A 16,994-nucleotide genomic window follows, 5' to 3' on the forward strand; every position below is an offset into this window, starting at 1 on the left:
AGAATTTTTTAACTCAAGAGGCTCAAAAAACTATCAATTTAACGGCTCCAGGCTGACGTCATCCACATCGATCGTGCCTTTGGCGATGGCGATCGGCTCGAACTGAAAACTCATGACGGGAAAATCCAGGGCGCCGTTAACATCCGCCGTCGGCGGCTGCCAATCGCCCCTAGGGAAAAACTGGTCGAAGGGACAAACGACCTGCTTCCAGCCTTTCGTGTCATCCGTCACCATAAAACGGAACATCTCGCCGCCGGCGTCCTTGATATCAAAAGCCATCCGCATCCCCGACGCCGTGCCGTAGAGATAAAAACTGAGCGCGCCATAGCTCGACCAGGGGATATCCTGCGGTTTTTTCGTCCACCGGTCGGCCCCTTTCACATCCAGGTTGAATCCCCGCGCCACCCAGATATATCCGCCGCTGACGGCGTCGTAATCGATCTTCAAAGACTGCTCTCCTGATTTTTTATTTTCCTTATCGGCGCTGACGGCCACGCTTGAGCCGTTCCCGGCGCCGGCGTCAATGGTCCCCTTGGGATCCGAGATGATGGGCCCCTCAAAATCATCCAGGACAAAAGCCTTCGGGGCATCCTGGGCCTGGACGCAACCGGCCACAAGCAGGACCGACAAAAAAAACAACTGTCCCGCTTTCGCCGGAACATGGCCGAAAAACCTTGCGCGGCGCTTACAAACATTTCCACATGGATGCATCAACATAACGACTCCTTGTTATTTAGTCGGATGGTTCTGTTTCAACGGAATAACGGGTTTTGTCCACGGCGTCTGCTGGTTGATGACCGAGATCTCCAGAGGACAGACGTTTGCCGGGACCGTCAGGGCGAACTTGACCGCATTCTCGATCGCCTCCGTCGACATAAGACGGCTGCGGTCTTCGGAGACGTCCTTGAGCTTACCCGTCAGTTCCGTATCCGTCACGCCGGGCAACAACGACGTCACCTTGATGCCGTAATCGCGCATCTCCCAGAAAAGCCCTTTGCCGAACTTGCGCAGGGCCCACTTCAACGAGGTATAGACGATGAAATTCCGCGGCGGCGGATCGACCATGGTCGATCCGGAAACCATGTTGATGACCGCCCCGCCCTTGTTGGCGACAAAATGATTGATGATCAGACGCGTCAGCATGACGTAGCCGAAAAAGTTAGTATACATAAGCTTCTCGATGTCTTCGAGGGGTTGCTCGTGGAACGGATACTGGCTGGAAACGCCGGCATTGTTGATGAGCGCATCGATCTTTTTGTATTCCTTGATCGAAACATTGACCAGGTTCTCCAGGTCCGCCTGCTTGCTGACGTCGCAAGGCACGGCCAAGACCTTGACGCCGTAAGCCTTGGCGATCTGGGCGGCTGTCGCCTCCAGCGTCTCCTTGCCTCTGGCCGCAATCACAAGATTCACGCCTTCTTTCGCCAGGCTCTCGGCAATGGCCCGGCCGATGCCGCGGCTGGCGCCCGTAATGATGACCGCTTTCCCTTTTAATGACGTCATGCCAACTCCTTTTTTAAAATTTTATCTGTTTGAAGATACATCAAAAACAAGGCAACCGCAAAAACGGCAAAACCCGGCGCAAACCCCCTCTGCATGACCCAGCCGCCGGCGATCACGCCCAGTCCGCCGGAAACGAACCGCACGGAACTGTTGAGACTCGAGATCTCCTTGATGTAGTGCTTGTTCAAATCCGTCAAATGCGTCGAGAGCCCGGCATGGTTCATGGTCCAGCCGAATCCCCAGATAAGCAGGATGACGCACAAGGCGGCCACGGCCTTAAAAAAGATCAGGATCGCCAAAGACAGGACCATCAGGAAAACGCCCATCTTGAGCGTCGGAATACGCCCCTGGCGGTCGGACAAGAACCCGCCCATGGCTTCGCCGAAAATGCCGGCGATGCTTGCCATGGTCAGGACCATCGATACCCAAAACTGACGCAGACCCAATCCTTGCGCAAAATACACCCCCAGCCACTGCCGCACGCCGTGATACAGCATGCTGATCAAAAAAATATAGGCAAAGGCCGCCAGGATCCCTCGGTCCCGGAAGGCCTCGGCATAGCGCATGCCGACCTCATCCCGCCTCTCGGCGGAACCGAAAGGCGCGCCGGCAAGCGTCGCCGGAAAATGACGCGCCGTCAAAAAAGCCGTGATCCCGCCCAGCACCGCCGGGATAAAAAACATGGCCCTCCAGGGGATGATACCGCTCAAAAAAAGCCCGCTTAAATCCGCGATAAACGTCGCACTGAAAAACAGCCCGACAGCTTTACCCCTGCCGTCTTGCGGGGCATGGTCCGCGATATAGATCAAAGACAGCGGTGTGATGGCTGCCGCAAACATCCCGACGAGTAACCTGTAGACAAAAAGCTGTGAGATATCGGCGGCGATCCCGGACAAAAAACTGAAAATCGAAAAACACAAGAGGCTTGCGACCGCGATATGCCGGTTCTCAAACACACGCGTCAAAGGGCCGTAGAGAAGCGCCATGATGCCGTAAGGCAGCATGTAGGCCCAGTTGATGCGGCCCGCCACAAAATCAGAGATGCCGAAATCCGAGGCGATGGCCGGCACGATGGCCGATACCGACGCCACATTAAACGCGATACAAAACCCTTGCAGGCACAATATCGAAAAATCAGAACGCTTGATAGCAACCTCTCTAAATTTGCCAATGTCCGATTCCTAAATCCGAATGACGAATAAATTCTTAATGTCAACCCATGCTCCCCGGCCTAAAGGGCGGAGCCTTAGGCCGCGCAGAGTCAAAGATCAAAATAACGAAGCCCCCGAACTTTGGCCATTCGTCATTCGACATTTATTGGACATTCATCATTTGGAATTCGGAATTAAACTTGTGCAGCTTCTTTTTCTATCACTCTTTTGAAAATTTCCAGGTTCTCCCTGGAGTGCTTATTGATGAACCCTTCCACCTGCTCGTCATTGAACTTGGCCTTCTTGTCCATCGTGAAATGCTGGATCCAGGTCAAGATGACGCCGTCGGGAGTCGGCGTATAGAGCCAGATGATCTTCATGTACTCAAAGGGAAATTTCGGGTCTAGCCTCTCGGCGTACGTAAAATAATCCTTTTTGAACAGGAGCCTGAAGGACTGCCAAGAACGGCCCTCGTCGTCCGTCAGCTGGAAGACGATCTTGCTGGCCTCTTTTTTGACGACCCTGGCCTCTTTATACTCGCCGCCGAACAACTCCGTCCATCTTGGGATATCGTTGGAGATATCGAATATCTTCTCATAAGGCGCTTTGATCGTGATCGAATTGCAGGTATATCCCATAATAAACCCCTCAATTTCTGCTGAATGTGTTTGTCTGAAATTGACCCCGAGCCCTCCCCTCCCTGACGTCTATCGCAGAGGCGAGGGGCCTTTCTTCTCTCACTCTTCTATGATCGCAACGGCCCGCGTCCAGCCGGCGCCCGCATCCTTCACCTTGACGGGAAAACAGCACACCTTGAAACCGAAGGGCTTTGGGATGTCTCCCAGGTGGCCCAGACGTTCCATGTGGACATATTCGCGCTTGCGCCCCAAAAAGTGGCAGGGCCAGATCTTCTGTTTGTCCTTGGTGTCCAGGAATTCCTTAAACATCTCGAAGCATGGCCGGTCCAAGCCGATCGTGTCGATGCCGAGCATCCTGACACCCTGGTCCAGGATGTATTCCAGGGCGTCGGGAAGCATGCCGACATATTTGTTGACGTAGTCCGGCGTCCCCACGAGTTTGTCCCCTCCCGTATAAATAAGAACAATGTCATTTTTTTGGAGCCTATAGGAGATACGCTTGAGGGCGGCGACGACATCAGCTTTCGCGATGTTCTGCGGGTATCTCAGGTGCGTAAAATCCAAGACGACCCCGGCACCATAGCACCATTCCAAAGGAAGGTCGGCGATCTTCCTGGCGGGTTTGCCTTGGCATTTCGAACCGTAATGGAACGGCGCATCCACATGCGTGCCCATATGAACGGAGGCGTGGACGATCTCCAAAGAGAGCATCTCGCCGTCGGGAACCTCCTCCGGCATCGCCGCCCGCTCACCTTTCCGGAAACGCTCTTTGCCGCCGGGCTGCCTGGCCATCACGATCTCATTGAAATGCTCGACACCCTCGGCATGCGCGATCCTGTCGATCCTTGCCGCATGGGTCTCGGCCAGCGTATCGTCAATAGGAAGGCTCAAATCAATGATCTTCATTTCGTCTCAACCAATTTCTGCAACAGGTTCAGTTTTTTCCGTTCCCAGACGGAAAAGCCAAGAACAAAAATCCCCATCACCATCGTCAGCGTCTGGGCAAAACGGATCGTGAGGACCTTGAGGATCGCCCTTGGCGCGATGATCAACGTCTTCGTCACAGCCAACAGTTTCTTCTCGCGGAGAGAAAGCGGCCCGGCTGTATCCAGCTTACTCAAGATCACCCGCTCCTCTGCGCCGGGTCTCAAAAGATAAGCCTGCAGACGCTGGCTGGAAAACGCCAGAAAAATCCAGGAAAAAACAACACAGGCGATAAGCGCCCAGCCGCAGAAAAACAACCTGCGGTTCGCCCTGCGCCATCTCAACAACTGTTCCTGAAGGACCGTATCCATCACCCGCCTCCTGGCCTTGGATATAGCGAAACCGATCAACCTTTCTTTTTATTAATGACGCCGGCGATCTGGTCAAGCGTCTGGTATTTCGTCACTTCCTTCTCTCCGAGCTGCACGCCGAATTCTTTCTGAAGGGCAATGCAGACCTCGACCATCTCCGTCGAATCGACGCCCAGGCTCTGCTCAAGGGTCTGGCCTTCTTTAAGCTCTTCCGGCCTGACCTTAAGCAACTTCACGACGACGTCCTTCACCTTTCCTTTCGTGTCCATCTAGCCTCCTTTAATGAGCGCAGAATTTACGGAACGATAGTGAACGTAAATTGTTTTGCGCGAATTAAACCCAGCACTAATTTTACTGATATACTTTTCTATATCGCAACAACCTGTCCCCCAACACCAACGTTTATCTCTACATCTAAACTTGTTAGTAAAATTGGTGCTGGGTCAAATGCGGACATTAAGTTGTGTTCGCCTTGCTCCACAACTTAAGTCCTTATTTGACTTTTTCCAAAGCGACGACCGCATTGATCCCGCCGCGTCCTCGCGAAATCACCAGCGCCTTATGAATCTCGGCCGGCCGGGCCTTTTCTCTCACATAATCCAGCCCCGCGCAACGGGGATCCACATCTTTAAGGTTCAGCGTAGGAGGAATAAGGCTATGCTCCATGGCCAGCAAGGTGATGATGATGTCGACGGCGCCCGACGCCCCCAGAAGATTGCCGAACATGGTCTTGGGCGCGCTGACAGGCAGATGCGCCGCGCGGCTGCCGAAAACATCTTTGATGGCCGCGGCTTCGCTCACATCGCCTTCTATGGTCGCCGCGCCGTCCAAAGAAATGTAATCGATGTCCTGCGGCTTATAGCCGGCGTCATCCAAGGCCATGCGGATGGCGCGCGCCAGCTCTTTGCCGTCGGGATTCGCCTTGATCCTGTCCACGCCGTCGCAGGTCGTACCGTATCCCGTGATATAACCGTAAGGCTTGCGGCCACGCGCCTGAACCCGCTCCTGCGGCTCAAAAATCATAATGCCGGCGCCTTCTCCGACGACAAAACCAGCCCTGTTTTTATCGAACGGCTTATACGCGGACTCGGGATGTTCGTTATCCACAGACAAGTCGCCGTTGGTATTGCAACACAATAGACCGTAGGGCGACAAGGGCGCTTCCATGCCTCCGGCGAGGATAAAATCCAGTTTGTCCTTACCCAGCACCTTGGCCCCGTGGCCGATGGCCATCAATGAGCTCGCCCTGTCGGAGACGACGGTCTTGGAATACCCTTTGATGCCGTAATAAATGGAAACCTGCCCCTGCGGCGCCGCCGGAAACCATGCCGAAGCCATGTAAGGGCTTACCCCTTCGCGCCCTTCGATATAAAGGTCGCGCAACTCGGTCTCTCCGTAAAGCCACCCGCCCAGGGCATTGCCCATGAAGATGCCGATATGGTTCAGGTTCTCTTTGGTCAGGTCGATACCCGCGTCCTTGAGGGCCATCTCGGAGGCGATCAGGGCCATATGGGAAAACGGGTCTATCTTCTGGAGCAGGCGCGAAGAGATATGCGAGTAGGCGTCAAGCTGGTGGATCTGGCCGCCGATGTGCGACGGATACAGCTGTGCGTCATAACGGTCGATGGTCTTGATCTCCGAACGGCCGGCCTTGATATTGGCCCAAAAGACCTTCTTGTCTATCCCGGAGGGAGCAACGATGCCGATACCTGTGATGGCGATCTTCTTCATTATTGACCCTCCTGGTAACGCTTCATGACCAGAGACGAATGGATCCCGGAAAATCCGCTCGATGTCTTCAGGATCAAGTCCACCTTTTTCTCAATCGCTTTGTTAGGAATGTAATTCAGGTCGCACTGCGGATCGCGCACCTCCTGGTTGATCGTCGGAGGAATCAGGTTGCGCTCGAAAATGATGGAGGCCATCACCATCTCGATGGCATTGGCCGCCGCCAAGGGGTGGCCGATCATGGATTTGAGCGAACTGATCGGTATGCGATACGCCTCTTCGCCCAGGGCGATCTTGTAGGCATTGGTCTCAAAGACGTCGTTCATCCGCGTCGAGGAACCGTGCGCATTGACGTAATCGATATCCTTGGGCGCGATCCGGGCGTCCTTGAGCGCGAGCGTGATGCAATTCGCCATGGCCAGGCCGTCGGCCGGAAGGTCCGTCATGTGGAAAGCGTTATTACAGGTGCCGTAACCGATGATCTCGCAATAAATATGCGCCCCTCGCTTTTTAGCATGCTCAAGTTCTTCCAAGACCAGAATGCCGCATCCTTCGGAAAGCACAAAGCCGTCGCGTTTGTTGTCAAACGGCCGCGAGGCCTTCTCCGGCTCATCGTTCCTGGCGGACAAGACGCTCACCACGTCAAAGGCGCCGAAGGTGATGGGCGTCAGGGGCGCTTCCGAGGCGCCCGCGATCATGATATCCGCGTCACCGTCGGCGATCGTTTCAAAACAGAACCCCATGGAATCGGTCCCAGCCGTGCATCCGGTCGATATCGTATTGCAGATACCATTGAGATGGTATTTGGCGGCAATCTCGGCCGAAGGCGTATTGAACATGGAGGCATCATAAAGGTAAGGCCGCACAAGGCGGGGATCGATGGGATTTTTGCCGTTATCCGTCACCAGCGCGAATTCTTCTTCCATGTATTTGGTGCCGCAGATGGCATTGGCCAGGCTTACGCCGGCGCGCTGCCTGTTGATCTTTGAAAAATCCAGCTTGGCGTCTTTGACCGCCATCTGGGCCGCCACGACCGCGAACTGCACATAGCGGTCCATCCGCTCCGCTTCTTCTTCATTCAAGCCCAGCTCGAACGGATTGAACTCCTTGGAATAAGCGGCGATCCGCGTGCGGAACATCGAGACATCAAACATATCGACCCTGCGCACGGCGGAAACGCCGCCGACCATGGCCTTCCAGCAATTTTCTTTTCCGATACCGTTGGGCGATATGACACCCAGGCCTGTCACCACAACTCGTCTCTTCATGAAAAACACTCCTTTAATCACCAGTGACCAAGAAACAAATCCCAAGCAAATTCCAAATCCCAATCACCAATGATCAAACAAACAACAGCGCTGTTTGATTATTGAATCTTGGTGATTGGTTATTGTTTGAGATTGCATCTTGGAGCTTGATTATTGACGCGCTATTTGTCTTTTTCTTCCACTCTCGTCAATTTGAAAACAACATGGCCGCCGTCGGGACACGTCAGCGTATCCAATGAATCCGGGTTTTCCATGAACGGATATGACGCCCCGAAATTCAATGCAAACAGCGTCGGGAACATCATATGATAGGCCGCCCCGCAAAAGCCGTCGGGGCACTTGAGCCCTTTGACACGGATCTTGTCGCCGATCTCGTAGCCATAATGACACTTGCCTGTGCACTCCTTGATTTCGATGTCCATGGTCTTGGGGTTCGGGCCCGCGGGTGCCGCGCTTCGGGGCTTCGCCAAAACATTTCCTTGTTCATCAATGACTTCGATCAAAAATTCCACTTTCTTTCCGTCCGGACACGTCGTACGCAAAGACCGCGTGTTTTCCATAAAAGGGAACTCTGCACCGAAAGTCAAGGCATACATCGCCGGGAACATCGAATGCACCGCCCCCAGACAGAAATCTTTCTGCGGATGGGTAAAATCCTCGAAAACAAACTGGTTGCCCACCTCATAGTGGTGATAACAAAATCCTTCTTTCTTGACGACGGTCGCGCGCAAGCGGCAGAATTTCATCCGCAGTCTCCGCCGCAGCGCCCCAAATGTCTGTTTTTTCTCTTCCATCTTAAACTCCCTGTCTCCTCGAGGCCCCCTCAAAAAACGCACAGCCTGATATCAAACTTCCAAGGCCGCAAGAATTTGTTCCTCCGTCATATATTTTCCAGACTTCTCCACCTGATGCACCATCTCAACGATCCGGGAATTCAGGACCGCGTCGACATTATGAAGCTTGGCCTGATTGGCGAATTCGCCGTTAATATAATCGATCTCCGAAGGCCGGCCGCGCCGGATACTCTGGAGGATCGAACCATACAGCGGCTCCCGGCTCAGATTCACCATGATCTGCGAATAAACGGGCGCTGCCTGGTCCGGCGGCATGCGGGTCAACCCCTTAAGCTTCTCAACATCGAACTCCGGCATGCTCGCCGGTGCGATACCGAGTTTTTCCAAAAGATCGAATCCTTCCCGCTGGAGCCGCAAGGCCAGCTTGCACATCTCCATGTTCGCATACGTCTCCTGGATGCTCTTGCCCAGGATCGCCGGCAGGGCATTGCCGGAATTCAAAAAAATCTTCGTCCATTTCATCGCCTGGATGTTCTCGACTTCTTCGGCCGCAAATGCCGGCGTCAAAAAATCGACGACCGCCTTGACCTTTGCGTCATTGGTTCCTCCGGGCCGGCCGATCAGCCATTTGCCCTCAAAATTATGCACGACCTTGTTGTAGGGAACATAGGTCGCGCCGAACATAACGATGCTCGAGATGATCCTCTCCTCGCCCAGCATCACCCCCAGGAGCTTGTCGGCACGCACGCCGTTCTGGGCCGAAAGGATGTCGGCCTGGGCCAAAAAGACGCGCGACTTGTCGACGGCATCCCGGATATCCTGGGTCTTAACCGTCACGATCGCCAGGTCCACGCGCTCTTCCAGCCGCGGCCGAACGTCCAAATAAACGACCGAACGCCCGCGCACGCCGTCAATCACGAACCCTTCACGCTCTACCGCCTCTTTCTGCTCCGGGCGGCCGACCGCGACCACAGGGATTCCGCGAGACTTCAAGCAGCAGGCGACGAGCCCGCCGATAGCTCCCAATCCGATAACGGCAACCTTCATCCCCTTAAATCTCCAAAAAATACTGCTGGCCGCTAAACACCGTCTTATTCATGCCCCATGGGTCGGCTAACCACATAGCGGAAGGACTAATCTACAAGGGACAGGCCTGCGCATACCACACCAGGAGGGCCTGGCGGGACTCACTGTGTCTCCATGAATATCTTCAGGTTCCCCAGTATCTCTTTGATGTTACGGTCGTGCAGGCGCCGAAAGACCAGAAACCACAGAAACCTGTTTAAAGATCCGCACACCTCGTAATGCATGGCGTACTCCACCCGCCAGCCGCCGGCCACCCTCTGGAAACTCACTTGCTCGAATCCCTTGAACATCCCGTCGAGAAACCTGCGGGAAATGCCCCCGTTCGTCACCTCGCTGACCTCAACGCGCCACCGGGGCGCCAAGGGCAAAAGCACCTTCTGCATATAGAGGGTGCCTACGGCAACTTCGCCCGAGGAGAGGCGCTTGAAGGCCATCAAAGAACCCTTCGGCCACCACTCCGCCTCCCCCCAGCAGATGATTTCTTTTCTCAAAAGAGCAGGTTGGTCCGTCCTGATGATGATGGAATGCCTGTTTTCTTCCACTGTCAGCGGACGCTTGCGCCGTTCCTGACCGGCAGACGCCGTTTGAAAAAATTTTCCCGTTTCGCCATGCTCCATCACAACAACCTTGCGCCCACAGGGTCCTCTCTTGAAACCAATGTGATATTTTTTCTAACGGGGCAGATTGTATTTCTTATAATCAAAGCCCACATCGTCCAGGAGCTTGATCATCAAAGAATAGAACTGCATAGGCACCTCGGAGAACATGGCGCGCATCAGATCCTCTTCCTCGACGGTCCTGGAGCCGCGCGTCTTGGCGTTTTGTTCCGCCTTCTGGGTGGCGCCGACCTCCGTCATGTGCCGATGGAAAATCGGCATCTTGGAGAGCATCTTATTGAAGCGCTCTTCCGTCGTCTTTTCCCAACTCATGGTGATATGCTCAGACATACAAATCTCCTTTAGTGGCCGCAGCCTCGAACTTGGAGATGTTCGCCATATAGTCCTTGACGCAGAGTTTGGCCAGATCTGAATAATTGCCGGCCATGATCCTATGGATACGGTGGGGCCTTGAGAAAAATTCCCTCATGCACCAGGACCCCAGACGCCCGACCTCTTCGACGGAAAGGTGTTTAGTCGGGACAACCGGATGCTGAAAATCCCAAGCCTTGAGGCTGATCTTGGCTGGATCCAGCAGGCCCTCCTTGACGACCTTCTTCCAGAGGGGAGATCCGGGCACGGGTGTCACAAACTGCAACGCAAAAATATCCGGGTCCACCTGATCGGCAAATGAAAACCGTTTCTTGACGGCTTCCTCCGTATCATCCTCAAAACCGATCATGAACGTCCCGATCGTCGCGATATTATTCCTGCGCAGGGCATCAACGGTCTTCTTGATCTGCGAAACCGTCACCCCTTTGCCGATCCGCGACAACTCGGCATCATCACTGACCTCAATGCCGACCAACCCCATGAACATACCGGCCTGCTTCATCAAGGGAATCAAATCCTCCTGTCTCGACCAGTCGTCCGCACGGCCGAGGATCACCCAATTGATCTTGATGCCTTTCTCGAGGATGCCGTTACAGACATCCTTCACCATATCGTAATTCACGTTAAAGGCGTCATCCTGAAAGACGACGGTCTTGACGCCGAATTTTTTCGTCAAGAGCTCCAGTTCTTCGACGATCCGGCCGGCGGAGTGCGAACGCCAGGAGACAAAATCCTGCGGAAAGCGCGGATCATACTGGCTCCATTCATAACAGAAAGAACATCCGCCCGGACACCCGCGGCTGGTAAAAAGCTCGCAGAAATTCGTCCAGTAGGTGTGCGCCACGTATTTCTCCATAGGGAACAGATCGTAAGCAGGTAAAGGAAGAACGTCGATATCCTTGATCAGCTCCCTGTGGGGGCCGACCGCGACCTGCCCGGCCTTGCGGGACGCCAGACCGGCGATGCGGGAATAATCCGCCCCTTTTGCGTCGTCGAGCTTGCGCAGCAATTCATCCAGCGTCTGTTCGCCTTCCCCGATCAGGACAAAATCGATCGCCGGATTTTCTTCCAATGTTTCCCGATAAAGGGCTGAATACCACAGGCCGCCGACGGCCACCTTGCTATGCGGACTCACCTCTTTGACGGCCTGGGCTATTTTGTTAAAATGCCAGATGACCGCCAGTCCGCCTGTCGAATGCAGGATATCGCCCAAAACAACAAGGTCGGGCCCGATATCCTTGATCTTCGCCTTGATGCCGTCGTAGGTAAGATCGAGCGCGCGCGCATCCACGACAAAAGGCTCTCCGGACTGTTTTTGCCGGACATAGGCCGCCAATTGGGCATAATACTGGTTAGGCGCCTTGATCACGCCGTGCGTCGCCCATCCACCGATCGGAGGCATGATGAACAATACTTTTTTCATAGAAACTCCTCTTGCCTAATCACAAGCCGCACGTTAAATTCCAAACACCAAGCTCCAAATTCCAAACAATGTTCAAATCTCAATTGACCAACGACCAGCATCTTTTATATTTGTAATTTTGGTGATTGGAATTTGTTTGGGATTTGGAAATTGGGATTTTGGATTTTTTCATTCTATGCCCTACACATTAAACCAAGAGGCGACCAAGGTCTTGCCGCCCGGCGTCAGATCGACATTGACATGCTTGACCTGCGTTAATTCGCACAGGCCTTCCTTGCCGAGTTCCCGGCCGAAACCGCTCTGCTTGTAGCCGCCGAAAGGCGCTTCGTTATAAAATCCGCCGAAGGTATTGACCCAGACCGTGCCTGCGCGCAGCCTTCTGGCCACGGTCGCCACCTTGTTGACGTCTTTTGTCCAGATCATGGCCGCCAGGCCATAGATCGTATCGTTGGCAATGCGCACGGCATCCTCCGCATCCCTGACTTTGATGACCGACAGGACGGGACCGAAGATCTCCTCTCTGGCGATGCGCATGCTGTTGTCCACATCGGCAAAAATGGTCGGCTCGACGTAGAAACCCCGGCGCAAATCCTTCGGCGCGCCGCCGCCGACGACCAACCTGGCCTCTTTTTTTCCGACGGCGATATACTCCAAGACGGTTTTTCTCTGTTTATCGCTGACCAAAGGGCCTATGTCCGTTGCCGGATCCTCGGGCGAACCGACCTTGAGCTTTTTGGTCTTTTCAACCAAAAGCTCGACACACTTCTCATAAATGGATTCTTCGACCAGAAGCCGCGATCCCGCCACGCACATCTGCCCCTGATTCATGAAGATGGCGCACAAAGAGCCGTTGACGGCCGTCTCCAGATCGCAGTCCGCAAAAAGGATATTCGGCGACTTGCCGCCGCATTCCAGAGAAAGCCTCTTTAAATTCGAAGAGGCCGCCTTCATCACGTCCCGGCCGACTTCCGTCGATCCGGTAAAAGAAAGCATATCGACATCCATGGATGCAGCCAGGCCGTGCCCCAACAGGCGGCCTTCGCCTGTCACGATGTTGACGACGCCGGCAGGCAATTCCACTTCCTGAAGGATCTTGGCCAGCTCCAGGCAGCTCAACGAGGCCTCCTGCGAAGGCTTAAGCACCAAGGTGTTACCTAAAATAATACCTGAGGCAATCTTCCAGGCCGCCATCAGAAACGGATAATTCCACGGGATGACAGCGCCCACGACGCCTACGGGCTCCCGCAGCGTATAGCTCATGGCCGGCGCCGGGACCGTCATCGTCTCGCCCTTGACCTCGGCGGCAGCCCCAGCAAAATATTCGTAGGCATTGGCGGCGGTCGGGATATCGATGAACGTGGTCTGCTTGGTCGTCTTGCCGGTGTCCTGCGTCTCGATCTTCGCAAGCTCATAGGCGCGTTCACGGATCAGATGCGCCACGCGCACCAGGATCTGCGCCCGTTCAGACAAAGACATCCGCGGCCACTCGCCTTCGTCATAAGCCCGGCGGGCCGCACGGACCGCCTCTTCCAGGTCCGCCGTCCCCGCTTTCGGGAACGATGCAATCTTCTCTTCTGTCGCCGGGTTGGCGCCCTCCAGCCGCGCGCCGTCCCTGGCATCGCACATCTTGCCGTCGATATACATCTGATATTGCATCATCTTATCCTCGCAGCATCCATGCCCCACACGCAGGTGCGGGGTAAAACTATGCTACCGGCGCGCTCGTCCACAGATCGAAGAGCCGGTTGAACGGCACATACCAGCGCGAAATCTTGGCGAAATCCCCTTTAAGTTTCAGCTTCTTCTGCGTCGTCGCGGCAAAGGGATCGAGCTGGCGCTTGAAGATCGCGCGCCAGTAATCCGATTTGCCGGAGATCACGAATTCGGCGTCGCCGACCTTGTCCGTGAAATCCTTGATCCCGCCTCCGGAAAAATGGAAGCAGTATGCCGTCTGGGTCTCGTCCAGCACGACCGCCAGTTTCGTCTCCAGGTTCGTCTGCAGGGCGAGCTGGCGGAACTGGGCGTCCTGATTCACGAGACGCACAATCTCGACTATCTGCTCTTTGGAGAACAATTCAAAAGTCCCGCCCGCAGGAGAAACAGCCGCATTCCCGCCCGAAGCCGGCGCCGCCGGACGATCCACTCTTACATAAAGATCTTTGATGCAGGCGATCTTGACCGCTTCCTCCAGGGTCTGCGCCAAAAAGAACGCATCGTTCAACGTCTCTCCGATGGCCACGACCCCATGGTGCTTCAAGACAACGATATTGCTGTTTTTGAGCGCCTCGATCACCGGCATGATATCGGTGATCGTCGGCGTCTTCTGGTCGACGACCGGCACGTCCCCTAAAACAAGACGTGTCTCGAACGTATCAAAACTGATCCTGTCATGGACGGCAAAATACCCGTTGCAAAACGTCGGATGTACGTGAACGACAGCCTTGGCATCCAGATGCTGATAAACGCTCGTATGGAACAATTTTTCAGAAGACGGGACGAACCCTTTGACCAAGGGGTCGCCGTCCATGCGTATGGTGCAGACGTCTTCGGCCTTGAGCGCACCCAAGCAGGTGCCGCGGCCCGTGATCAGGATGGTCTCGTCGTCAACGCGCAGGCTTAGATTACCAGAGGCGCCGCCCGAGAGGTCCTTCTCCCAGATCCACTTGCCGATACGGATAATCTCGTCTATCTTTTTCTGCATATCCTTATGCTCCCGGATTCTGTCCTTGCGTGCGGCCGACAAGGCTCATCGGCACTTCTTCCAGCAAAGGGACATATGTCTTGATCTTCGACGACGTCACCTTCATCCCCCCAATCTTTAACAGGTCGGCGCCCTTCGCCTCGCGCGGCATGGCGCCCTCATGCAAAACGACCGGGATCCGATGGGTGTGGGCGCAGAGGGCCGCGATCAGGGAACCCGTGCGGCAAAGCGCGACATCGTTTTTCCGGCCTTGCGCAAAGATGTGGACGGCGCTCACGAGTTTCCTTTCCATACAAAACGCCATCATATTATCGCAGATGACGACCGGCTTGACGCCGCGCCCTATGAGTTCTTTGGCGACGTCTTTCATGCCTTCCAAGGCCGGCCTCAATTCCGCCACAAAGACCTTTTTCGCCTTGAGTTGCGCGTAAAAATCCTCCTGCGGCACGCCGAAAATAAGAGGTATTTGTTCTTTAACGAGCATGAATCGCAATATGTTTTGTCACCCATTGGTGCGGCACGACGTCGAAACCCGGATAAAAAGCGGCTGTGCCTTCAGGCGCAAGATTCCTGCCGGCAAAACACAGGATCTCTTCGTCCCGACGCACCTCGATCGGGATCTCGCGGCCTGAACTTAATTTGTCCGACGACTGGACAAGCACGTAAAAAGGGATGCCGAAATGCCGGGCCAGAAGAGCGATCTGATATGTCCCTATCTTGTTGGCGAAGTCGCCGTTGGCCGCGGAACGGTCGGAGCCGACAAGGACGCAATCCACGTCACCATCGCTCATGACCTTGGCCGCCGCATTGTCCGGGATAAGCGTCACATCAAAACCCTCCCGTTTCAGTTCCCAGGCGGTCAGCCGCGAACCCTGAAAATAAGGCCGCGTCTCCGTGGCCAGAAAACGGACCTTCTTTTTTGCCTTTCGGCAGAACTCCGCGACTAGGGGCAGCTCGCCGGAGACGTTGCAGTGCGTCAATACCGTGGCGCCGTCCTTGATCAATGCGGCAGCTTCCTGGGCCCTTTGATACCTCTTCTGCCTGATCCCCTGCTCCAAGAAACCGTTCATGGCCGAAATAAAATCCTGACGGAACATGGGACTTCCGGAGACCTTGCGCGCCACCCCCAGCACCATGCCCGTCACTTCCTCGAAGGGAAACGTGGGACGGCTCCTGTTGAAGGCCGCGGCGACGCGTTCAAGCAAACGCATCTGCGCACCGGCCGAAAGCCCGTCGGCCTTCTGCATCTCCAGCATGAACGTATAGCAGACGGTCAAAAACTGCCCGAAGGCGCGCGTCTTCATCGTCACGACCGCGTCGATCGCCTGATGATAATGACGGACCTTCAGGTAAACGATCCGCTGCGGTATCTTTGTCTCGTCTAAGATATAAAGCGTGCGGCCCTTCAGATGCACGGGCCAAAAGAGAACAGATTCTTTCATTAATTTTGCCTATACTAGGGTCCTTTTCCTCGCAAAATTAACCCCTGCCCGCCTTTGGGCGGGCGAGTCTACGCAGGAAATTTACGCCGGATGGCCGTCCTGGCCGGCTACGCCAGGCCGACGGCCTAGCCTTGGCGGAAATTTCCAAGTGATTAGACGCAAGGGTAACCTTAATATCCTTAATTTTGCCTCTACCGAGGTATTATTCCTTATGACCCTTGCGCCAGCTTCTTGACCGCATCCAGGCACACCTTGACCACCCTGGCCTCGGCCTCGTAATAATCCGGGTTGATGAAACCGAGCTCGCCGGTGATCAGATTATCGCTGACGGCCGAGATCGAGGCGGCCTTGACATTGTTCAATTGCGCGATCGTCAGAAGCGCGCTCGACACCATGTCGACGGCCACGGCCCCCTCTTTTTTGACCTTCTCGATCAATTCCCGGGTCTCGCGCAACAGCGCATCCGTCGTCCAGATCAGTCCTTTGCGGATCGAGACCTCGTTTTCTTTGGCCGTTGCTTCCAGGGCCGCCGTCACAGACACATCCGTCACTGTTTTATAATCCTTGTCCACGTAATAGGGCGTCACACCGTCGCCGCGCACGACACCTGTGGCCAGGACGACATCGCCGACCTTGATGGTCTCATCCAGGGCGCCGCAGGAACCGGCCCGGATGATGCACTCGACCTTCCCGGCGCACAGGATCTCGGCGATGATCGCGGAATCCGGCGAAAACCGCCCGCCGTTGCCGACGGCGATCTTGATGCCCTCATAAAAGCCCGTATACATCGTATATTCAAAAAAGGAAAAGCTCTTGACCGGTTTTTCCAGATGCTCCAGGATCGCATCTCGGCGCTCGGCCGTGCCCGGAATAATGGCATACTTGCCGAAATCTCCCGGCTTGACTTGGACCATTCCCAGAAGATCCCGACCTGTCAAATGGATGTCTTTCTTCATCTGCATAGTGAACTCCTTAA

At 54.9% G+C, this 16,994-nt stretch carries 19 protein-coding genes; all 19 read right to left on the minus strand.

The window, feature by feature from the left end; translation table 11 throughout:
- Positions 1–33: 33 nt before the first annotated feature.
- Positions 34–717: a carbohydrate binding domain-containing protein gene (locus tag BU251_RS07695; protein ID WP_128700570.1), complete on the minus strand. Its 684-nt coding sequence runs from the start codon at positions 715–717 to the stop codon at positions 34–36.
- Positions 718–729: 12 nt separating this feature from the next.
- The gene (locus BU251_RS07700) at positions 730–1,503 is read right to left on the minus strand and encodes an SDR family oxidoreductase (RefSeq protein ID WP_128700572.1); all 774 of its coding nucleotides are present in this window, start codon (positions 1,501–1,503) and stop codon (positions 730–732) included.
- Positions 1,500–2,594 (minus strand): MFS transporter, encoded by a 1,095-nt coding sequence (locus tag BU251_RS07705; RefSeq protein ID WP_164908924.1) that lies wholly within the window; start codon positions 2,592–2,594, stop codon positions 1,500–1,502. The genes BU251_RS07700 and BU251_RS07705 overlap by 4 nt, the downstream gene beginning before the upstream one ends.
- 254 nt (positions 2,595–2,848) lie before the next feature.
- Positions 2,849–3,292, minus strand: a complete 444-nt coding sequence (locus BU251_RS07710) for an SRPBCC family protein (RefSeq protein ID WP_128700576.1) — start codon at positions 3,290–3,292, stop codon at positions 2,849–2,851.
- Positions 3,293–3,391: 99 nt separating this feature from the next.
- Positions 3,392–4,198 carry a cyclase family protein gene (locus BU251_RS07715; RefSeq protein WP_128700578.1) on the minus strand — a complete coding sequence of 269 codons (807 nt, stop codon included), beginning with the start codon at positions 4,196–4,198 and terminating at the stop codon, positions 3,392–3,394.
- Positions 4,195–4,587, minus strand: coding sequence for a hypothetical protein (locus tag BU251_RS07720; RefSeq protein WP_128700580.1), 393 nt, complete (start codon positions 4,585–4,587; stop codon positions 4,195–4,197). The genes BU251_RS07715 and BU251_RS07720 overlap by 4 nt, the downstream gene beginning before the upstream one ends.
- Before the next feature lie 35 nt (positions 4,588–4,622).
- Positions 4,623–4,856, minus strand: coding sequence for an acyl carrier protein (locus BU251_RS07725; protein WP_128700582.1), 234 nt, complete (start codon positions 4,854–4,856; stop codon positions 4,623–4,625).
- Positions 4,857–5,079: 223 nt separating this feature from the next.
- A complete protein-coding gene (locus BU251_RS07730; RefSeq protein ID WP_128700583.1) occupies positions 5,080–6,318 on the minus strand; it encodes a beta-ketoacyl-[acyl-carrier-protein] synthase family protein in 1,239 nt (412 codons plus the stop codon).
- Positions 6,318–7,583, minus strand: coding sequence for a beta-ketoacyl-[acyl-carrier-protein] synthase family protein (locus tag BU251_RS07735; protein WP_128700585.1), 1,266 nt, complete (start codon positions 7,581–7,583; stop codon positions 6,318–6,320). Before BU251_RS07735 ends, BU251_RS07730 begins: the two co-directional genes overlap by 1 nt.
- 161 nt (positions 7,584–7,744) lie before the next feature.
- Complete coding sequence (locus BU251_RS07740) at positions 7,745–8,377, minus strand: TIGR04076 family protein (protein ID WP_128700587.1); 633 nt, start codon at positions 8,375–8,377, stop codon at positions 7,745–7,747.
- Between the two features lie 51 nt (positions 8,378–8,428).
- Complete coding sequence (locus BU251_RS07745; protein ID WP_128700589.1) at positions 8,429–9,424, minus strand: ketopantoate reductase family protein; 996 nt, start codon at positions 9,422–9,424, stop codon at positions 8,429–8,431.
- Between the two features lie 140 nt (positions 9,425–9,564).
- Complete coding sequence (locus tag BU251_RS07750; RefSeq protein ID WP_128700591.1) at positions 9,565–10,080, minus strand: hypothetical protein; 516 nt, start codon at positions 10,078–10,080, stop codon at positions 9,565–9,567.
- Positions 10,081–10,134: 54 nt separating this feature from the next.
- The gene (locus tag BU251_RS07755; protein WP_128700593.1) at positions 10,135–10,410 is read right to left on the minus strand and encodes a hypothetical protein; all 276 of its coding nucleotides are present in this window, start codon (positions 10,408–10,410) and stop codon (positions 10,135–10,137) included.
- Entirely contained in the window at positions 10,403–11,875 is a 1,473-nt protein-coding gene (locus BU251_RS07760; protein WP_128700595.1) for a B12-binding domain-containing radical SAM protein, read from the minus strand. Before BU251_RS07760 ends, BU251_RS07755 begins: the two co-directional genes overlap by 8 nt.
- 180 nt (positions 11,876–12,055) lie before the next feature.
- The gene (locus BU251_RS07765; RefSeq protein WP_128700597.1) at positions 12,056–13,534 is read right to left on the minus strand and encodes an aldehyde dehydrogenase family protein; all 1,479 of its coding nucleotides are present in this window, start codon (positions 13,532–13,534) and stop codon (positions 12,056–12,058) included.
- A gap of 46 nt (positions 13,535–13,580) precedes the next feature.
- Entirely contained in the window at positions 13,581–14,576 is a 996-nt protein-coding gene (locus BU251_RS07770; protein WP_128700599.1) for a class II aldolase/adducin family protein, read from the minus strand.
- A gap of 4 nt (positions 14,577–14,580) precedes the next feature.
- Complete coding sequence (locus tag BU251_RS07775; protein WP_128700601.1) at positions 14,581–15,060, minus strand: translation initiation factor eIF-2B alpha/beta/delta subunit family protein; 480 nt, start codon at positions 15,058–15,060, stop codon at positions 14,581–14,583.
- A complete protein-coding gene (locus BU251_RS07780; protein WP_128700603.1) occupies positions 15,050–16,018 on the minus strand; it encodes a translation initiation factor eIF-2B alpha/beta/delta subunit family protein in 969 nt (322 codons plus the stop codon). The genes BU251_RS07775 and BU251_RS07780 overlap by 11 nt, the downstream gene beginning before the upstream one ends.
- A gap of 209 nt (positions 16,019–16,227) precedes the next feature.
- On the minus strand, positions 16,228–16,980 hold the full coding sequence (locus BU251_RS07785) for a phosphorylase family protein (protein WP_128700604.1): 753 nt from the start codon (positions 16,978–16,980) through the stop codon (positions 16,228–16,230).
- Positions 16,981–16,994: the final 14 nt, after the last annotated feature.

The sequence above is a fragment of the Candidatus Velamenicoccus archaeovorus genome (assembly GCF_004102945.1).
In the GTDB taxonomy this organism is placed as follows: Bacteria; Omnitrophota; Gorgyraeia; order Velamenicoccales; family Velamenicoccaceae; genus Velamenicoccus; species Velamenicoccus archaeovorus.

Coding starts and splice junctions, on each gene's coding strand:
- BU251_RS07725 (WP_128700582.1), bottom strand. CDS start 4,856: ATGGACACGAAAGGAAAGGTGAAGGACGTCGTCGTGAAGTTGCTTAAG.
- BU251_RS07775 (WP_128700601.1), bottom strand. CDS start 15,060: ATGCTCGTTAAAGAACAAATACCTCTTATTTTCGGCGTGCCGCAGGAG.
- BU251_RS07735 (WP_128700585.1), bottom strand. CDS start 7,583: ATGAAGAGACGAGTTGTGGTGACAGGCCTGGGTGTCATATCGCCCAAC.
- BU251_RS07785 (WP_128700604.1), bottom strand. CDS start 16,980: ATGCAGATGAAGAAAGACATCCATTTGACAGGTCGGGATCTTCTGGGA.
- BU251_RS07740 (WP_128700587.1), bottom strand. CDS start 8,377: ATGGAAGAGAAAAAACAGACATTTGGGGCGCTGCGGCGGAGACTGCGG.
- BU251_RS07755 (WP_128700593.1), bottom strand. CDS start 10,410: ATGTCTGAGCATATCACCATGAGTTGGGAAAAGACGACGGAAGAGCGC.
- BU251_RS07770 (WP_128700599.1), bottom strand. CDS start 14,576: ATGCAGAAAAAGATAGACGAGATTATCCGTATCGGCAAGTGGATCTGG.
- BU251_RS07715 (WP_128700578.1), bottom strand. CDS start 4,198: ATGAAGATCATTGATTTGAGCCTTCCTATTGACGATACGCTGGCCGAG.
- BU251_RS07750 (WP_128700591.1), bottom strand. CDS start 10,080: ATGGAGCATGGCGAAACGGGAAAATTTTTTCAAACGGCGTCTGCCGGT.
- BU251_RS07760 (WP_128700595.1), bottom strand. CDS start 11,875: ATGAAAAAAGTATTGTTCATCATGCCTCCGATCGGTGGATGGGCGACG.
- BU251_RS07745 (WP_128700589.1), bottom strand. CDS start 9,424: ATGAAGGTTGCCGTTATCGGATTGGGAGCTATCGGCGGGCTCGTCGCC.
- BU251_RS07695 (WP_128700570.1), bottom strand. CDS start 717: ATGTTGATGCATCCATGTGGAAATGTTTGTAAGCGCCGCGCAAGGTTT.
- BU251_RS07730 (WP_128700583.1), bottom strand. CDS start 6,318: ATGAAGAAGATCGCCATCACAGGTATCGGCATCGTTGCTCCCTCCGGG.
- BU251_RS07700 (WP_128700572.1), bottom strand. CDS start 1,503: ATGACGTCATTAAAAGGGAAAGCGGTCATCATTACGGGCGCCAGCCGC.
- BU251_RS07710 (WP_128700576.1), bottom strand. CDS start 3,292: ATGGGATATACCTGCAATTCGATCACGATCAAAGCGCCTTATGAGAAG.
- BU251_RS07780 (WP_128700603.1), bottom strand. CDS start 16,018: ATGAAAGAATCTGTTCTCTTTTGGCCCGTGCATCTGAAGGGCCGCACG.
- BU251_RS07765 (WP_128700597.1), bottom strand. CDS start 13,534: ATGATGCAATATCAGATGTATATCGACGGCAAGATGTGCGATGCCAGG.
- BU251_RS07720 (WP_128700580.1), bottom strand. CDS start 4,587: ATGGATACGGTCCTTCAGGAACAGTTGTTGAGATGGCGCAGGGCGAAC.